Source organism: Longimicrobium sp. (assembly GCF_036387355.1).
In the GTDB taxonomy this organism is placed as follows: Bacteria; Gemmatimonadota; Gemmatimonadetes; order Longimicrobiales; family Longimicrobiaceae; genus Longimicrobium.
This window is the reverse complement of record NZ_DASVTX010000465.1, coordinates 1-14,681: the sequence shown is the minus strand read 5'-3', so window position 1 is coordinate 14,681 and position 14,681 is coordinate 1. Positions and strand designations below refer to the sequence as shown.

11 protein-coding genes, 1 tRNA gene and 1 riboswitch are annotated in these 14,681 nt (G+C 70.3%); of the genes, 11 read left to right on the top strand and 1 reads right to left on the bottom strand.

Annotated elements, in window-relative coordinates; all coding sequences use genetic code 11:
• The first annotated feature begins 832 nt into the window (after positions 1-832).
• Together VF665_RS20240 and VF665_RS20235 are read left to right on the top strand one after the other, a co-directional pair.
• Positions 833-3,871 carry a SusC/RagA family TonB-linked outer membrane protein gene (locus VF665_RS20240; RefSeq protein ID WP_331055275.1) on the top strand — a complete coding sequence of 1,013 codons (3,039 nt, stop codon included), beginning with the start codon at positions 833-835 and terminating at the stop codon, positions 3,869-3,871.
• Between the two features lie 20 nt (positions 3,872-3,891).
• Entirely contained in the window at positions 3,892-5,208 is a 1,317-nt protein-coding gene (locus tag VF665_RS20235; RefSeq protein WP_331055274.1) for a hypothetical protein, read from the top strand.
• 437 nt (positions 5,209-5,645) lie between these two features.
• Here the strand turns inward: VF665_RS20235 and VF665_RS20230 are convergent, their stop codons facing one another.
• The gene (locus tag VF665_RS20230; RefSeq protein ID WP_331055273.1) at positions 5,646-6,215 is read right to left on the bottom strand and encodes a hypothetical protein; all 570 of its coding nucleotides are present in this window, start codon (positions 6,213-6,215) and stop codon (positions 5,646-5,648) included.
• Between the two features lie 306 nt (positions 6,216-6,521).
• On the opposite strand from VF665_RS20230, the gene VF665_RS20225 reads away from it, so the two are divergent.
• From VF665_RS20225 to VF665_RS20185, 9 genes are all read left to right on the top strand, one after another.
• Positions 6,522-7,277, top strand: coding sequence for a hypothetical protein (locus tag VF665_RS20225; protein WP_331055272.1), 756 nt, complete (start codon positions 6,522-6,524; stop codon positions 7,275-7,277).
• Between the two features lie 50 nt (positions 7,278-7,327).
• Positions 7,328-8,503, top strand: a complete 1,176-nt coding sequence (locus VF665_RS20220; RefSeq protein ID WP_331055271.1) for an acyltransferase — start codon at positions 7,328-7,330, stop codon at positions 8,501-8,503.
• A gap of 22 nt (positions 8,504-8,525) precedes the next feature.
• Positions 8,526-9,164, top strand: coding sequence for a class I SAM-dependent methyltransferase (locus VF665_RS20215; RefSeq protein WP_331055270.1), 639 nt, complete (start codon positions 8,526-8,528; stop codon positions 9,162-9,164).
• A gap of 146 nt (positions 9,165-9,310) precedes the next feature.
• Positions 9,311-9,385, top strand: a riboswitch (cyclic di-GMP riboswitch).
• 33 nt (positions 9,386-9,418) lie between these two features.
• Positions 9,419-10,924, top strand: a complete 1,506-nt coding sequence (locus VF665_RS20210) for a hypothetical protein (protein ID WP_331055269.1) — start codon at positions 9,419-9,421, stop codon at positions 10,922-10,924.
• A 152-nt stretch (positions 10,925-11,076) separates the two neighbouring features.
• Positions 11,077-11,775 carry a ribose-5-phosphate isomerase RpiA gene (gene rpiA / locus VF665_RS20205; RefSeq protein ID WP_331055276.1) on the top strand — a complete coding sequence of 233 codons (699 nt, stop codon included), beginning with the start codon at positions 11,077-11,079 and terminating at the stop codon, positions 11,773-11,775.
• Complete coding sequence (gene rpe / locus VF665_RS20200) at positions 11,772-12,470, top strand: ribulose-phosphate 3-epimerase (RefSeq protein ID WP_331055268.1); 699 nt, start codon at positions 11,772-11,774, stop codon at positions 12,468-12,470. Before rpiA ends, rpe begins: the two co-directional genes overlap by 4 nt.
• A 181-nt stretch (positions 12,471-12,651) precedes the next feature.
• Positions 12,652-12,735: transfer RNA gene (locus VF665_RS20195), tRNA-Leu, on the top strand.
• 144 nt (positions 12,736-12,879) lie between these two features.
• Positions 12,880-13,761 carry a hypothetical protein gene (locus tag VF665_RS20190; protein ID WP_331055267.1) on the top strand — a complete coding sequence of 294 codons (882 nt, stop codon included), beginning with the start codon at positions 12,880-12,882 and terminating at the stop codon, positions 13,759-13,761.
• 1 nt (position 13,762) lies between these two features.
• Positions 13,763-14,482 carry a YdcF family protein gene (locus tag VF665_RS20185; RefSeq protein WP_331055266.1) on the top strand — a complete coding sequence of 240 codons (720 nt, stop codon included), beginning with the start codon at positions 13,763-13,765 and terminating at the stop codon, positions 14,480-14,482.
• The last annotated feature ends 199 nt before the right edge of the window (positions 14,483-14,681 follow it).

Here is a 14,681-nt window from a genome sequence, read left to right as displayed (position 1 = left end):
GAGCGCTTTGACGTGGAAAGCTACATGCGCACGGTGGCCGCCCTCGTCGCCGGCACGCCGCGCCGCCCCGCGGCGGCGGAGTAGGGCGCCGCGGGCCCATGGACCCGTATACCGATTTCTTCCCCGGCCGGCCGGCGGGGGCCCCGTACCGGAACAGGACAAAACACTTGGCATCCGGGGGGCGCCGCCACCCCGGGGACGAGCCGCGAATCTGCGGTTCCCGGCCCGTGCAGCCGGCGCCCGCTGCGGCGCCGGAAGGGCAGAAAGCGCGGGCCGTGCAACCGTCGCAGATCCATTGCCGGTGTGGGGCCGGATGCAACCGTCCATTTGGGGCTATCGCGTTTCAGAAATCTGCGGACGCCGATCTGGGCGGACAGCCCATCTGCTGTAGCCGCAAGCGGTTCCGGCAACTCGGCTTAGGGTTGCGGCGCGGCCGGCGGTGTCCAATCCGGGGGGGCGGAAGACTTGCGCAAATGCCACCTTCACTCTACCGTATACAGCCTCACACCGAACAGTTGATCGAACGACCGGCATTCCGGTCACGGCCAGTCGCAAGCCGGTCTGTCACGATCTCGCAACCTGTACGTTCTTCAACAGGTTACGGCACACGCCGCGAGAGGCTGCCCCGGTTCGGATCCGCCTCTTTCGCGCTCTCCGGTGCGCGCGCGGCCCGCGAGGGCTTGATCCAGATGTTTGTCCACCCCTCGAAGGAGGTTCAATCCACCGCTCCTCTGTGTTGTCCGGCATGGGGACCGCCCCGCGGCCCCGTGTGTTCCGCAAGTACCCTAACGACTGGGACTACATGATGTTCTCCGTCCGGATGCGATCCATCTTGTCCCTTGCGGCAGCCGCGCTGCTGCTCGGGGCGCCTGCGGCACTGAGTGCCCAGGCACGCACCACCATCACGGGAACGGTGCGCGGGCCCAACGGCCAGCCCGTCTCGTCGGCCCGCGTCGTGGTTGCGGGCACCACCACCGGCGCGCTGACCGACAACACCGGCGCCTACCGCCTGGGCGTCAGCGGCGCCTCGGGGAGCACGGTCACCCTGCGGGCCAGCGCCATCGGCTACGGCACGCAGTCGGCCACGGTGACCCTGAACGGGGCCACCCTGACGCAGAACTTCCAGATCGCCGAGCAGGCGCTGGCGCTTGACGCCGTCGTGGTGACGGGCTCGCCCACCGGGCAGGCCACCCGCCGCGAAGTGCCCAACTCGGTGAGCACCATCCGCACGGCCGAGGTCGTGGAGAACAACTCCGCCATCACCAACGTCACCGCCGTGCTGCAGTCGCGCGTGCCGGGCGTGCAGGTGATGACGCAGTCGGGCACCGAGGGCACCTCGCCCCGCGTGCGCATCCGCGGCATCAGCTCCATCAACGCCGGCTCCTCGCCCATCTACGTGATCGACGGCGTGCGCATGAACGGCGCGAGCCAGACGATCTTCGGCGTGGGCGGCGCTTCGCAGTCCGCTTCGGACGCGATCCACCCGGCCGACATCGAGAGCATCGAGGTCATCAAGGGCCCCGCCGCCTCGACGCTGTACGGCGCCGACGCCGCCAACGGCGTGATCAGCATCACCACCAAGAAGGGCCGTGCCGGCCAGCAGCGCATTCAGGTGCTGGGCCGCGTCTCCTACGGCGAGCAGGAGTTCCACGGGCGCACCTTCACCAACTACACGCTCTGCACGCAGGGCCGCGTGGACAGCGCCGGGCGCAACATCGTCAACACGACGTACCCGGGCTGCGCGGGCGTGACGCCCAACAACTACATCACGTCCGACCTGCTCCGCTCGGATCCGGGCGCGCTGCGCACGGGCCAGCTGCGCACCTACTCGGTGAACGCCACCGGCGGCGGCGAGCGCTTCGGGTTCTTCCTGAGCGGCAACATGGACGACAACAGCGGCGTCGTCTACAACAACGAGTTCAGCCGCATCTCGGGCCGCGCCAACTTCACCGTGGCGCCCTCCGACAAGCTGGACGCCAACGTCAACATCGGCTACGCGCGCACGGAAAACACCCTGCCGCTGTCCGACAACGCGTCCAGCGGCCTTACGCGCAACGCGAACCGCGCCACGCCGGGCCGTCTGAACCCGTACCAGGTGGGCTGGCTCAACCTGAGCCCCGCCGAGATCAACGCGTTCGACAACCGCACCGAGGCCGACCGCTTCCTGCTGTCGGGCATCGTGCGCTGGCAGCCGTTCACCTGGTTCCAGAACCGGCTCGCCGGCGGTTTTGACTACAACAGCCGCACCAGCCAGGAGTTCTACGCCCGCGACGAAGTCGGCGTTGCGCAGTCTCCGCAGTGCGGTGCCGGCCGCTGCCCCTTCGGCCTGACGGCCGCCACGGGCCTGCGCCAGCAGATCCGCCCGCTGGACCGCCTGTACACGGTGGACTATGCGGGTACCATCACCAACGACCTGCCGCGCGACTTCTCGTCGACGCTTACGTTCGGCAGCCAGCTGATCTCCACCCGCTTCGGCTACATCCAGGGCACCTCGTACGGCTTCGCGCCGGGCAGCGTGACCCTGCTGGGCACCGGCTCCACCAACACCGGCAACGAAACCTACCAGGACCAGCGCACGATCGGCTTCTTTGCGCAGGAGACGGTGGGCTGGCGTGACCGGCTGTTCCTGACGGCGGGTCTGCGCAACGACCGCAACTCGGCGTTCGGCAGCGAGCAGGAGTACGCGCTGTACCCCAAGCTGGGCGCTTCGTACGTGATCTCGGAAGAGCCCTTCTTCAACGTGCCGGGCGTGGACCAGTTCCGCCTGCGCGCGGCGTGGGGCCGGGCCGGTAACGCGCCCGCGCCGTACTCGGCCGAGCAGACCTTCGTTCCCAGCGCCGTGATCACCAACGAGGCCGGCGCGGTGGTGGGCCAGGGCTTCTTCGCCAACACCTACGGCAACCCGAACCTGGCGGCCGAGCAGGGCGAAGAGTACGAGCTGGGCTTTGACGGTTCGCTGCTCAACGGCCGCGTGGCGGTGGACTTCACGTACTACAACAAGACCACCAACGACGCGCTGATCCCCGTTCCCAACCCGCCCTCCGGCGGCTTCCCGGGCGCGGTGAACCAGAACGTGGGCACCATCAACAACCGCGGCACCGAGCTCACCCTGAGCCTTCTGCCCATCGAGGCGCGCAACTTCACGTGGGAAAGCCGCATCACGGGCTCCACGCTGCGGAACCGCCTGGTGAGCTTCGGCGGCGTTCGTTCGGACCCGATCTTCTCGGGCTTCAGCGTGGCCGGCACGGGCGTGATCCTGGCCGAAGGCCGTCCGCTGGGCCAGCTGTTCGGCACGGTTCCGTCGCTTGACGCCAGCGGCAACATCCGCCGCGGCACCCCCACGGCGAACTTCCCGCGCGGCGCCATCATCGCCAACGACACGGTGTACTTCGGCGGCTCGCTGCCCACCAACACCCTGTCGTGGGACAACAGCTTCCGCATCATGCGCAACCTGCGCCTGGGCTTCCAGTTCGACCGTCAGGGCGGCGGGTACCAGCTGAACCTCACGCGGCGCACGCGCACCATGGACCGTCTGGTGCAGGAAGTGCTTCTGCGAAGCACCTCCTCGCAGGCCGACTCGCTGGTGTACGACATGAAGCTCACGGGCGGCGGTGCCCAGTACATCGAGAAGACCGACTTCGTGAAGCTGCGCGAGGTTTCGGCGAGCTACTCGCTCCCGTCGCGCTTCACGCAGCGCTTCGGCACGGACGGCGTGGTGTTCTCGCTGGCGGGCCGCAACCTGTTCACGTGGACGGACTACACCGGCGTGGATCCCGAGGTCAACGCCGACAACAGCGACTTCCTGCTGGCCGAGACCAACGCGGTACCGCCCTCGCGGCGTGTCACGGCGTCGATCACCGTCCGCTTCTAAACACGTAAACGGAAGAGATCATGCGAGTTTCACTCTCCGGGAAGGCTTCCGCCCGCGCCCTGCTGGTCTTCGGACTGGCAGGTGTGGCGGCCGGGTGCAACTCCCTGCTGGACGTGGACAACCCGGCTACCTACGCCGCCGAAGACCTGAACGACCCCGCGGTCGTTCCGGTGCTGGTGAACGGCGTGGTGGGCCGGTTCCAGGCCGCCTACGACGACCTCGCGCTCATCAGCGCGGTGGTGACCGACGAGGCGGTGACGGGCAACAACTTCGAGACGGTGCAGCGCATTGACCTGCGCCAGATCGACAAGATCAACTCCGGTCCCGAAGTGTACCCGCCGCTGGAGTTCACCCGCGCGGCGGCGGACAGCTTCGAGGCGCGCCTGCGCCGCATCGGGCCCGACACGGCGGACCGCTCGCTGGGCCTGGCCCGGGTGCAGGCCTACGGCGCGCTGACCTACGCGCTCATGGGCGAGTTCCTGTGCGAGGCGCCGGTGGATCCCAAGCAGGCCGCGGTGTCGTCGGACTCGCTGTTCCGCATCGCGATCACCCGCGCCAACAGCGCCATCGCCACGGCGACGGCGTTCCGGGCGGCGGGCGGACTTGCGGCGCGCGCGGACTCGATGATCAACTTTGCCCGCGTGACGGCTGCGCGCGCGCACCTGAACCTGGGCGAAAAGGCCCAGGCGGCGGCGTTCGCGGCGCAGGTGCCCCTGGCGTTCGAGATGCGTTCGTTCTACGACATCACGAACAGCAACAACGTTTTCCAGGCGTCGGCGATTGGCTCGCAGCGCAACCTGGGCGTGGACATCGCGTTCCGTAACCTGAACGACGTGCGCGTCCGCTACAACCTGGCGGGCGGCACGGGCCACGACGCGGCCACGGTGCTGTTTGCCCCGTTCCAGCCGCCCTCGTTCAGCGGCTTCGTGAGCACCGGCGCGGTGGGCACGGGCGCGGCGTTCACCCGCGAGGCTTCCATCCGGATCTCGTCGGGCCTCGAGGCGCGCTACATTCAGGCTGAGGCCGAGGGCCGGAACGCGGCGAACATCGCGTTCCTGAACACGCGCGCGCAGGCGGGCGTGTACGCCGGGCAGCCGGTGCTGGCGGCCGGCGCGTCGGATGCGGAGTACCTGGCGTTCCTGATCGACCAGCGCCGCCGCGACTTCTTCCTGGACGGCCATCGCCAGGGCGACCTGCGCCGGTACATCCGTCTGTACAACCTGAACTTCTACCCGACCGGCAACCACCCGACCGCGTCGCGTGGAGCCTACGGCACCAGCACCTGCTTCGTTCCGACGCAGGCCGAGATCACGGGCAACCCGAACTACAAGCCCTGATCAAGGCGCCGGCCCGCCGCGCGCGGCGGGCCGGACGGCTGGAAAGACGGAACGGGGGGGCTGCTTATGGCAGCCCCCCCGTTCGCGTTCGCGCGGCCGGGGGACCCGGGCCGGACACGGGCGGCGGCAGATCCTCAGGCGCGCAGCGTGAACGGGGTGCTCGCGGTTCTCCCGGCTGTCCGTCCCAATCCATGCGCGTCCCCTGTTGTGCCGCGCCCGACGCGTACTCCGCAGGGGGGCCGTTCGACGTACAGCCATGACCGCGAGTGATCCGGGGTCCCACGGATTCTGCTACGGCTTCCGACGGGTCTCCCGCGGCGCATCCTGGCCGCCGTGCATGTACGAAGCTCGAGAGTGCGGAGCACAAAGAGAGGGGCAGCCGGTTGATGCGGCTGCCCCTCTCTCGCGATTTCCCGCCTTCGACAGGTTTCTTCCGGTCAGCGCACGGATGAGGCGGGCGGCGCCCCTCCGCTGTTCAGCAGGCGGACGATCTCCCGCTCCAGCAGCCCGGTGCTGGAGCACTGCACCGGCTGGGTGCCGCTCCCCGCCGGGTCGCGCCCGGTGGCATCCACCCAGGTGCGCACCATGCTTCCCCCGCCCGTGGGCCGCAGGGTAGTCATGACGGTGAGGGTCAGCTCATAGGTGTCGGGGCCGGCCACGAAGGTGCTTCCGCAGTTCAGGTAGCGCGACATGCGTACGCCGCCCAGCGAGTGGCGGGTGCGCATGTACCGCCGGCCGAACAGCTGGTCGTCCTGGTTCAGCATCGCGGCCGAGGGAATGCCGAGCTGCTCGTACACGGCGGGCAGGGCGGCCAGCCCCGCGTCCCACTGCATGCGGACGAACCTGGGCTGGTCGAAGGTCCGGCGGGTGAGTTCCAGGTCGCGCACGCCGCGCGCGGTGTGAAGCCGCACCACGGACCGGAGTTCCTCGTCGGGGGCGGAGACGGTGGACTTCATTCCCGCGCAGCCGGTCAGGCAGACGGCCGCCGCAAGGGTGAGGTAGCGCATGGGCGCCTCGGGGGAGGTCGGTGGCTGGCGGAAGCCTTCCGCCCGGTTCCGGGAGCGGGATGCGCCCGGAAGAAAGGGTGTCGCGGCCGCGGGCGGGAAGCCGGGCCGCCGCGGTGGGGCCCCGGCGTGCATCGCGCGCGCGGAGCATGCATCACAACGCACATCGACGCTTTGTTCTGCCAACCTGCTACGGCAGCAATTCGCGGTCCGCGCCGCCGCTGGCGGGGTACGGGTTGCCGGAGGACGCCCGCGGGCCTACCATGCCCCTCCCGGCGCCCGGCCGGAATGCCCCCGTCCGCCTTCCGCATGCCTCAGCCGCCGCTTTCCCTGCACGAGCCTCCGCATCCATCGCCGGCGCTCGGCGGCCCTCGCCTGGACCCCGAACGCATCACGGAGACGGTGCGGGCGTTGGGCGACCGCATTGAGGAGCGCTTTCCCGGCAGCGGGCTGGGCCGGCTCGCGCGCGACATGCTGGGGATCACCAGCCGTACGGTGCAGACGGTGCAGTGGGTGCGCCGCCCCGTGCCGGGGGTTCGCATCGCCGTGGCGCTGGTCCTGCTCTTTCTGGCGGCGCTGCTGGCGGGGATCGCCGCGCGGGTGGATGTGCGCCCGCAGGGGATGTCGCTCCCCGAGCTGCTGCAGGTGGCTGAGGCGGCCATCAACGACGTGGTCCTTCTGGGGCTGGCGGTGCTGTTTCTGCTCACGGTAGAAGGCCGCCTGAAGCGGCGCCGGGCGCTGGCGGCGCTGCGCGAGCTTCGCGCGGTGGCCCACATCGTGGACATGCACCAGCTGACCAAGGACCCGGACCGGCACAGCGGGGGCGCGGCGCGCGGCGACACGCCCTCCTCGCCGCGGCGCACGCTGAACCGCTACGAGCTGGCCCGCTACCTGGACTACTGCAGCGAACTGCTGGCGCTGAACAGCAAGCTGGCCGCGCTGTACGCGCAGACGCTGGACGACCCCGTGGTGCTGGCCGCGGTGGACGAGGTGGAGGCGCTCACGACGGGGCTGAGCGGAAAGATCTGGCAGAAGCTCGTCATCCTGAGCCGCACCCCGCCCTGAGCGGATCCTTGCCGGCGCGGCCCGCCGAACGTACCTCCTCCCCCGCGCGCATGGCGTCATCCACCCCGCCGGTTTCCGCAGCCCACATTCCCGCGCTGGACGGGCTGCGCGGGTGCGCCGTTCTGGCCGTGCTGATGCTGCACTTCGCGGACGCGCTCCCGGAGCCGTCCGGCGCCGCGGGACGGGTGCTGAAGCACGCCTTTCACTTCGGGTGGGCGGGGGTGGACCTGTTCTTTGTGCTCTCCGGATTCCTGATCACCGGCATTCTGGCGGACACGCGGGACCGCGCGGACCGGTACCGCTCGTTCTACGCACGCCGTGCGCTGCGCATTCTGCCCCTCTACTTCGGCTTCGTGGCGCTGCTGTTCGCCGTGCCCTGGCTCGCCGGCGCGCGGGCCTACGCTACGCCGGTGGAGCAGCAGCTTCCGTACTGGCTCTTTCTGCAGAACCTCTCGCCGCTGCGCACGGAGGCCATCCGCTTCTGTGCGCACCTGTGGAGCCTGGCCATCGAGGAGCAGTTCTACCTGGTGTGGCCGCTCGTCATCTTCTTCCTTTCCCCCGCCCGGGCGCTGCGGGTCTGCTGCGTCCTGATGGCCGGCGCGCTGGTGTACCGCGTCGCCGGCGTGCTCATGGCTGATGACCTGCGCTCGGTCTATTTCCAGACGCCGGGGCGGATCGACGGGCTGGCGGTGGGCGGCGCCCTCGCGCTGATGATCCGCGGCGCGAGGGAGGGGAGGGGATTGGCGGCGCTGCGGCGCCGGGCGCCGCTGGCCGGAGTGCTCGCCCTGTGCGTGATCGCGGGGGCGGCGGCGACCCCGGCGGGCTTCAACCCCGCGGGCCCGTACATGCTCGTGGCCGGGTACTCCGCGCTGGCGCTGCTGTTCGGCGCGGTGCTGGTGATGGCGGTGGCGCCGGAGGGATGGGGCGGGGTCCGCCTGCTCGAAACGGGGGGACTGCGCTTTCTGGGGCGCTACAGCTACGGCCTGTACATGCTGCACGTGCCGGTGATCGCGGCGGCGTACCTGGCGGGCGTGTCTCCCGCGCGGTTCCGCGGCACCGCGTGGGAACTGCCGGCCATGTTTGGCTTCGTGTCGATGCTGATGGCCGCCAGCGTGCTCGCCGCGATGGCGAGCTTTCACCTGTACGAGCAGCCGTTTCTGCGCCTGCGCTCCCGCTATCCCCGCCCGCGGGAGGCGGAGGAGACCCGCGCGATGACGGCGCCCTGACCTCCCCACTCTGAAGCAAACCATGATCGGCCCCCTACGGAACATCGCCCGCCGGACGCCGCTGTGGTCGTCGCTGCGCGAAAGCTCGCGGGTGCGCTCGGCGCTGGGGTTTGAGCCCACCATCTGGACGCGGAAGGCGGCGGACGAGGCCGTGCGCGCACTGCTGCGGCCGTACGACCCGCCCACACTCGACGCGCTGGAGATTTCCGGGAACGTGTGGCGGGCAGACCCGTTCCGCTCGCATCGCAGCACGAGCTACCCGGAGTTCGACATCTGCGCGGACGTGCTGCCGGAGACGTTCGACGTCGTCATCATGGAGCACATCCTGGAGCACCTGCGCGAGCCGGGCAGGGCCGTCCGCAACGCGCGGGCGATGCTGCGGCCGGGCGGGCTGCTGCTCGTCGTGACCCCCTTCCTCTACAAGGTGCACCCGGACCCCATCGACACGGGGCGCTGGACGGAGCAGGGGATGCGCTTCTTTCTGGAAGACCACGGCTTTCCCGCGGACACCACGGTCACGGGGTCGTGGGGCAACCGCCAATGCCTGCTCGCCACCCTGAAGCGCGAGTTCATCCTGTTCAACCGGCACCTGCACCCGATGCACAACGAGCCGGAGTACCCCATCGTGGTCTGGGCCCTGGCCCGGAACCCCGGGGCGTGACGCCAAGCCGAACGCCGGCAAGGGATTGGCGCGCGCGGAACAAGAGGCTTGCATCCGGAGTGCAGCCGATTATATTGGGCGCACACTGCTACCCAAGGCTGTCGCAGGGCATGGCGCTTGCCTCTGCGCCCGGCCACGCTTTCACCATCCCGAAACGGCACCCCGGTCGCGAGGCCGGTCCGCAAAGCTAGGGGTCTCTCTGAGACAGCCCGGCCGCCGAAGGAGAGCACAACCACGCTCCCCGTACGCGTCCCATGGTTCGTCTCTCCTCCACCCGCCGTCTGGTGCTGCCGGGCATTCTGGTGCTCGCGGCCGCCTGCTCCGGCGACGCCGTCGCTCCCCACGCCCACGCCGGCCAGGGTGCAGACCCCGTGCTTGCGCGCGGGCTGCACGGCGGCAAGTACCGCGACACGGGGGTGCGCCCCGCCACCGGCCGCTCCGGTTCCGCCACGCTGGCAGGGCGCGCGTCGATGGGCGCGGACGGCGTCACCACGCTCACCCTCACCACCGGCAGCCTGGACAACCTGTCCGTGGCGCCCGGCCAGCTGAGCAAGGTGCAGATCAAGGCGACCGGCCCCCGGGGCGAGCGCCTGTTCACCCAGAACTACAAGGACCCGTCGTCCACCGGCCTCGCGACCTTCACCTTCCGCGGCCTGCCGCGCGGAACGCGGCTGGAGGTGCAGGCCAACGTGCGCGGCATCGACGGCCGGCGTACGGACGTGGTGACGCTCACGGAGACGGTAAGCCTGCGGGCGGCGCTGACCGTGGACCTGAACCTTCCGGCGCAGGTGCTGGTGGGGGTTCCGGCGGTGGTGACGGCGACCGTGCGCGAGCAGAACGGTGACGCGGGCGACTACACCGGGTGCTCGCTGTACGTGGACGGGGTGCGGGTGGACGCGGCGCAGAACATCTGGGTGGATGCGGGCGACGCGGTGACCTGCGCCTTTACCTACACCTTTCTGGAGCCCGGCACGCCGCTGCTGGAAGTGCGCCTGAACGGGGCTTCGGACAGCGGCACGGTGAGCGTGCTGCAGCCCAACCCGGCCGCTTCGTCGCGCGTTACCTTTGCGGACCGCACGGTGCAGACGCTCGCGCTGTGGGACTACAACTGGCGCGATGCGGCCGGCACGCACCAGGAGTATGATTCGCGCGTCACCGACGGCACGCGCGAGCAGACGCTGTCGCTGGTGGGCACGCTGCCGCGCGCCACTGCCTTCCCTGTTCGCGGCACGCTGGAAATCCGCTCCGGCGGATCGCTCTGGCAGGCGAACGACTGGACCGGGCTGGAGGCCGCGGCCGACGGATCCGGCCGCCTTTGCGCCGACCAGATGATCGCCGACCAGGGCGGCCACCTGTACGTGTGCAGCACGGGGGCGGGGCTGCAGGGGAGCACCACCTTTGGCTACACGCGGTTCTCCGGCACGGTGACGTACCATTCGGTAGGCTTCCTGCGGCGCTGGGACAACGTGGCCGGGCAGGAAACGTACTGGAGCTGGAACGACGGGTACGAGACGCAGGCCGGCGGCGGCCAGCACCGCACGGTGGGGAGCGACATCGCCGTGCGGCTGCGGTTCAGCGACGCGGTGGGCGACTTTTCCGCCGAACCGGTCTTTGCGGTGAGCGCGTTTGACCGCATCGTGAGCGAGACGCCGCGCACCTGCGTGCAGGACAGCCCGTACTGGCTGTACGGCGGGGTGCGCACGGAGTGCCGCTCCGGGCAGGTGCGCGAGTTCGGCTGGCAGGGCGCGGGCGAGAGCTGACCGCCACCGCTTCAGGGATGGACCCGGACCCCGGACGCAGCCGCTGCGTCCGGGGTCTCTGCATCCGCCCCCGTCGCGCCGCGCGGGGCCGGGTGATAGGTTGGCCGCTCGCCAAACCCCCTTGGATGCCAGGAGCCGGACGGGTGCAGACGATGGATACGGAAGCGCTGAAGCGGCGGGCCGCCGAGCGCGCGGCGGAGTGGATTCGCGACGGGATGACGGTGGGGCTGGGCACGGGGAGCACCGTGCGCCATCTGCTGGACGTGATCGCGGAGCGCCGCGCCGCCGGCGAGTGGGCCGGCATCGTGGGCGTCCCCACGTCCGAGGACACCACCGTGCGCGCCCGCGGGCTGGGCATTCCGCTGGCTACGCTGGACGAGCGGCCCCGGGTGGACCTGACCATCGACGGCGCGGACGAGGTGGATCCGCAACTGCGGCTCATCAAGGGGCTGGGCGCGGCGCTGCTGCGGGAAAAGATCGTGGCCGCGGCCTCGCGCGAACTGGTGATCGTGGCGGACGACACCAAGGTGGTGGACCGCCTGGGCACCCGCGCGCCGTTGCCGGTGGAGGTGGACCCGTTCGGCGCCGCCATTCAGGTGGACTTTCTGCGCGGGCTGGGCGCGCGGCCGGTGCTGCGCGAAAAGGACGGTGCGCCGGTGGTGACGGACGGCGGCGGGGGCATCTTCGACTGCCACTTTGCGGACGGCATCGCGGACCCGGAGGCGCTGGAGCGCGCGCTGCTGATGCGGCCGGGGATCCTGGAGTGCGGCCTGTTCCTGGGAATGGCGACGGCGGTGGTGATCGCGGGCGCGGACGGCGTGCGCGTGCGCCAGCGGGAGGGAGCGCGATGAGCGCCATCAAGATCGCGCCCTCCATTCTGTCCGCGGACTTCGGGCGGCTGGCGGAGCAGATTCAGGAGGCGGAGCGGGGCGGGGCGGACTGGATTCACGTGGACGTGATGGACGGGCACTTTGTCCCCAACATCACCATCGGGCCGCTGATCGCGGCGGCGGCGCGCAAGGCCACGTCGCTCCCCATCGACGTGCACCTGATGATCGAGCGGCCGGAGCGCTACCTGGCCGCCTTTGCGGACGCCGGCGCCGACTATCTCACCGTGCACGTGGAAACGTCGCCGCACCTGCACCGCACGGTTCAGCAGATCCGCGAACTCGGCGTGCACCCCGGCGTGACGCTGAACCCCGCCACCTCGCTGGAGATGATCACCGAGATCCTGCCAGACGTGGACCTGGTACTGGTGATGTCCGTCAACCCGGGTTTCGGCGGGCAGTCGTACATCCCCGGCAGCACGGAGCGCATCCGCCGAATCCGCGCCCTGCTGGATGGGCGCGGCCTGGGGCACGTGGAACTGGAAGTGGATGGCGGCGTGGCGCCGGACACCATCGCACAGGTGAAGGCCGCGGGGGCGAGCGTGGTCGTCGCGGGTTCCGCCGTCTACAACGCGAAGGGGAGCGTGGCGGACAATCTGCGCCGTCTGCGTCAGGCGTGTGGGGAGGGGGAACTGCAGGGAATAGGGAATAGGGAATAGGGAATAGGGAACAGGGGAGAGGGACCGAACGCCCGTTGAAACTCTGCTCCTCTGCGTGGCATGATCGTCCTCGTTCAACGGCCCCGCTCCGTTGCTCGCTCCGGGTGAAGTGCATTGGACGGAGGGTCGGGCGGACGTGGATCAATCGCGGGATCGGGATTAGATTACGGCGAGGATTGCCGCCTGGGTGGTGAAATCGGCAAACACAGCAGACTTAAAATCTGCCGGGCCAACGCCCTTACGGGTTCGAGTCCCGTCCCAGGCATGCGGTGCGCGCCCCGCGGTTCCCAGCGAGCCGCGGGGCGCGTCCGTTTTGTACAGCGTTGGATCGCACCTTGCGCCGGGCGCCGCGCGGGGGCAGCATTGGACGGCTGGACCACACACTCTGCAACCGGGGGAGCGCGACGCGGTGGATGATCTGACGGTGGACGGAATGCCCGCGGACAGCGGCGAGGAACTGGAGGCGCTGATTACCGAGGCGCAGTCCCTGGGCGAGCAGGACCGCTGGCCCGAGGCGCACGAGATGCTCGTGGGCGAAATGGAGCTGCACCCCGACAATGCGCTCCTGCTCTGCTGGATCGGCATTGCCGCGCAGCGCCTGGGCGAAGAGGCCGAGGCGTACGACATGTTCCGCCGCACCCTGGCGCTGAGCCCCACCGACCCGTTCATCCTGGCCGCGGCGGGGAGCGGCGTGGCCGCGCTGGACGACCCCGCGGCCGAAGGCGCCCTGCGCCTGGCCGCGCTCACCGCGCCCGACTTTCCCTTCGCCCGCCTGTCCTACGGCGCGTACCTGTCCCGCGAAGGGCTGTACAACGAGGCCATCACGGAACTGGAAGCGGCGCGCACCCTGGCGCCGGAAGACGCGGGCGTGCAGACCGAACTGGGCATCGCCTACCTGCTCGCCGGCCGTTCGTCGAACGGGCTCGATGCGCTGGAAGAAGCGCTGTCGCTGACGGCGGACGACAGCTGGCTGCGCGGGCTGTTCGGGCTGGCGCTGGTGGACGCGGGGCGCGGGGAAGAAGGCGCCGAGCAGCTGCACCAGGCCGCCGCGGACCGGGTGGAGGACGTGGAGGTGCAGCTTCTGGCCGCGCTGGCCATGGGCGCGCAGGGGTGGGAAGACCCCGCGTGGGAGGCGTTCGCCCGCGCGGAAGCGGCCGCCGACAGCAGCGACGGCGCGCTGGTGGCCGAGGTGGAGGACTGCCTGAACGCCGGCCCGGAAGCCTCGGAAGAGTTCCTGAAGTCCGACCTGGGCCCGCCGCTGCTGCGCGAGCGGCTGCTGCAGCGGGCCTGACGTGAACCAGCCCCCGGAACCGGACGCCACCGTCGCGGGCGGGCGCGGGCCCGACGAACCCGATCCGCGGGAGCCGCTTCGCGCCCCGGAGCGGCCGGCCCGCACGCGTGCGCCGCTCCCCGTACGTATCGTGCGGCGGCTGGTGGCGCTGTGCCTGGTGCTGGCGGCGTGCTGGGCGCTCACCGTAGCCGCCATTCACGTCTACGGGCGGCGCAACGAAGCCCGCAAGGCGGACGCCATCGTGGTGCTGGGCGCCGCACAGTACGACGGGCGCCCCTCCCCGGTGCTGCGGGCGCGGCTGGACCACGCCATCGACCTGTACAAGAAGGGGATGGCGCCGCGGATGATCATGACCGGCGGCCAGGCACCGGGCGACACCGTGAGCGAGGCGGAGGTCAGCCGGCGCTATGCCGTGCGGCAGGGCGTTCCCCGCCGCGACATCCTGATTGAGAACACGGGGATGACCACGGTGGAGTCGATGTCGTCCGTGGCCGCGATGATGAAGACGCGCGAGCTCACGACGGCGCTCATGGTGAGCGACCCGTTCCACATGCTGCGCCTCAAGCTGCTGTCGCGGCAGTTCGGCATCGACGGATACACGTCGCCGACGCGCACCAGCCCCATCTCCGAAAACCGCGGCGAGGAACGCAAGCACCTGATCCGGGAGAGCTTCAGCCTGCCGTTCGCGCTTTTCCAGGCGGTGACGGGGATGGGGTGGTAAGGGCAGGGAATAGGGAATAGGGGAGGCTCTCTTCGGGCGAAATCTCGCACAGGGTGCGCGGGATTCGCTCGAGATGCCCGCCGAAGGCGGTGCGAATGCTGGAGTTCGCCTGCCGCAATCGCAGTGGTACGCGCGGATTACCTCGCGTGAGGGATGCGCGCCCGGAGGGCCGAGAACCCGCAGCGGCAGGGCACAGCAG

Coding starts and splice junctions, on each gene's coding strand:
- VF665_RS20235 (WP_331055274.1), top strand. CDS start 3,892: ATGCGAGTTTCACTCTCCGGGAAGGCTTCCGCCCGCGCCCTGCTGGTC.
- VF665_RS20230 (WP_331055273.1), bottom strand. CDS start 6,215: ATGCGCTACCTCACCCTTGCGGCGGCCGTCTGCCTGACCGGCTGCGCG.
- VF665_RS20225 (WP_331055272.1), top strand. CDS start 6,522: ATGCCTCAGCCGCCGCTTTCCCTGCACGAGCCTCCGCATCCATCGCCG.
- VF665_RS20220 (WP_331055271.1), top strand. CDS start 7,328: ATGGCGTCATCCACCCCGCCGGTTTCCGCAGCCCACATTCCCGCGCTG.
- VF665_RS20215 (WP_331055270.1), top strand. CDS start 8,526: ATGATCGGCCCCCTACGGAACATCGCCCGCCGGACGCCGCTGTGGTCG.
- VF665_RS20210 (WP_331055269.1), top strand. CDS start 9,419: ATGGTTCGTCTCTCCTCCACCCGCCGTCTGGTGCTGCCGGGCATTCTG.
- rpiA (WP_331055276.1), top strand. CDS start 11,077: ATGGATACGGAAGCGCTGAAGCGGCGGGCCGCCGAGCGCGCGGCGGAG.
- rpe (WP_331055268.1), top strand. CDS start 11,772: ATGAGCGCCATCAAGATCGCGCCCTCCATTCTGTCCGCGGACTTCGGG.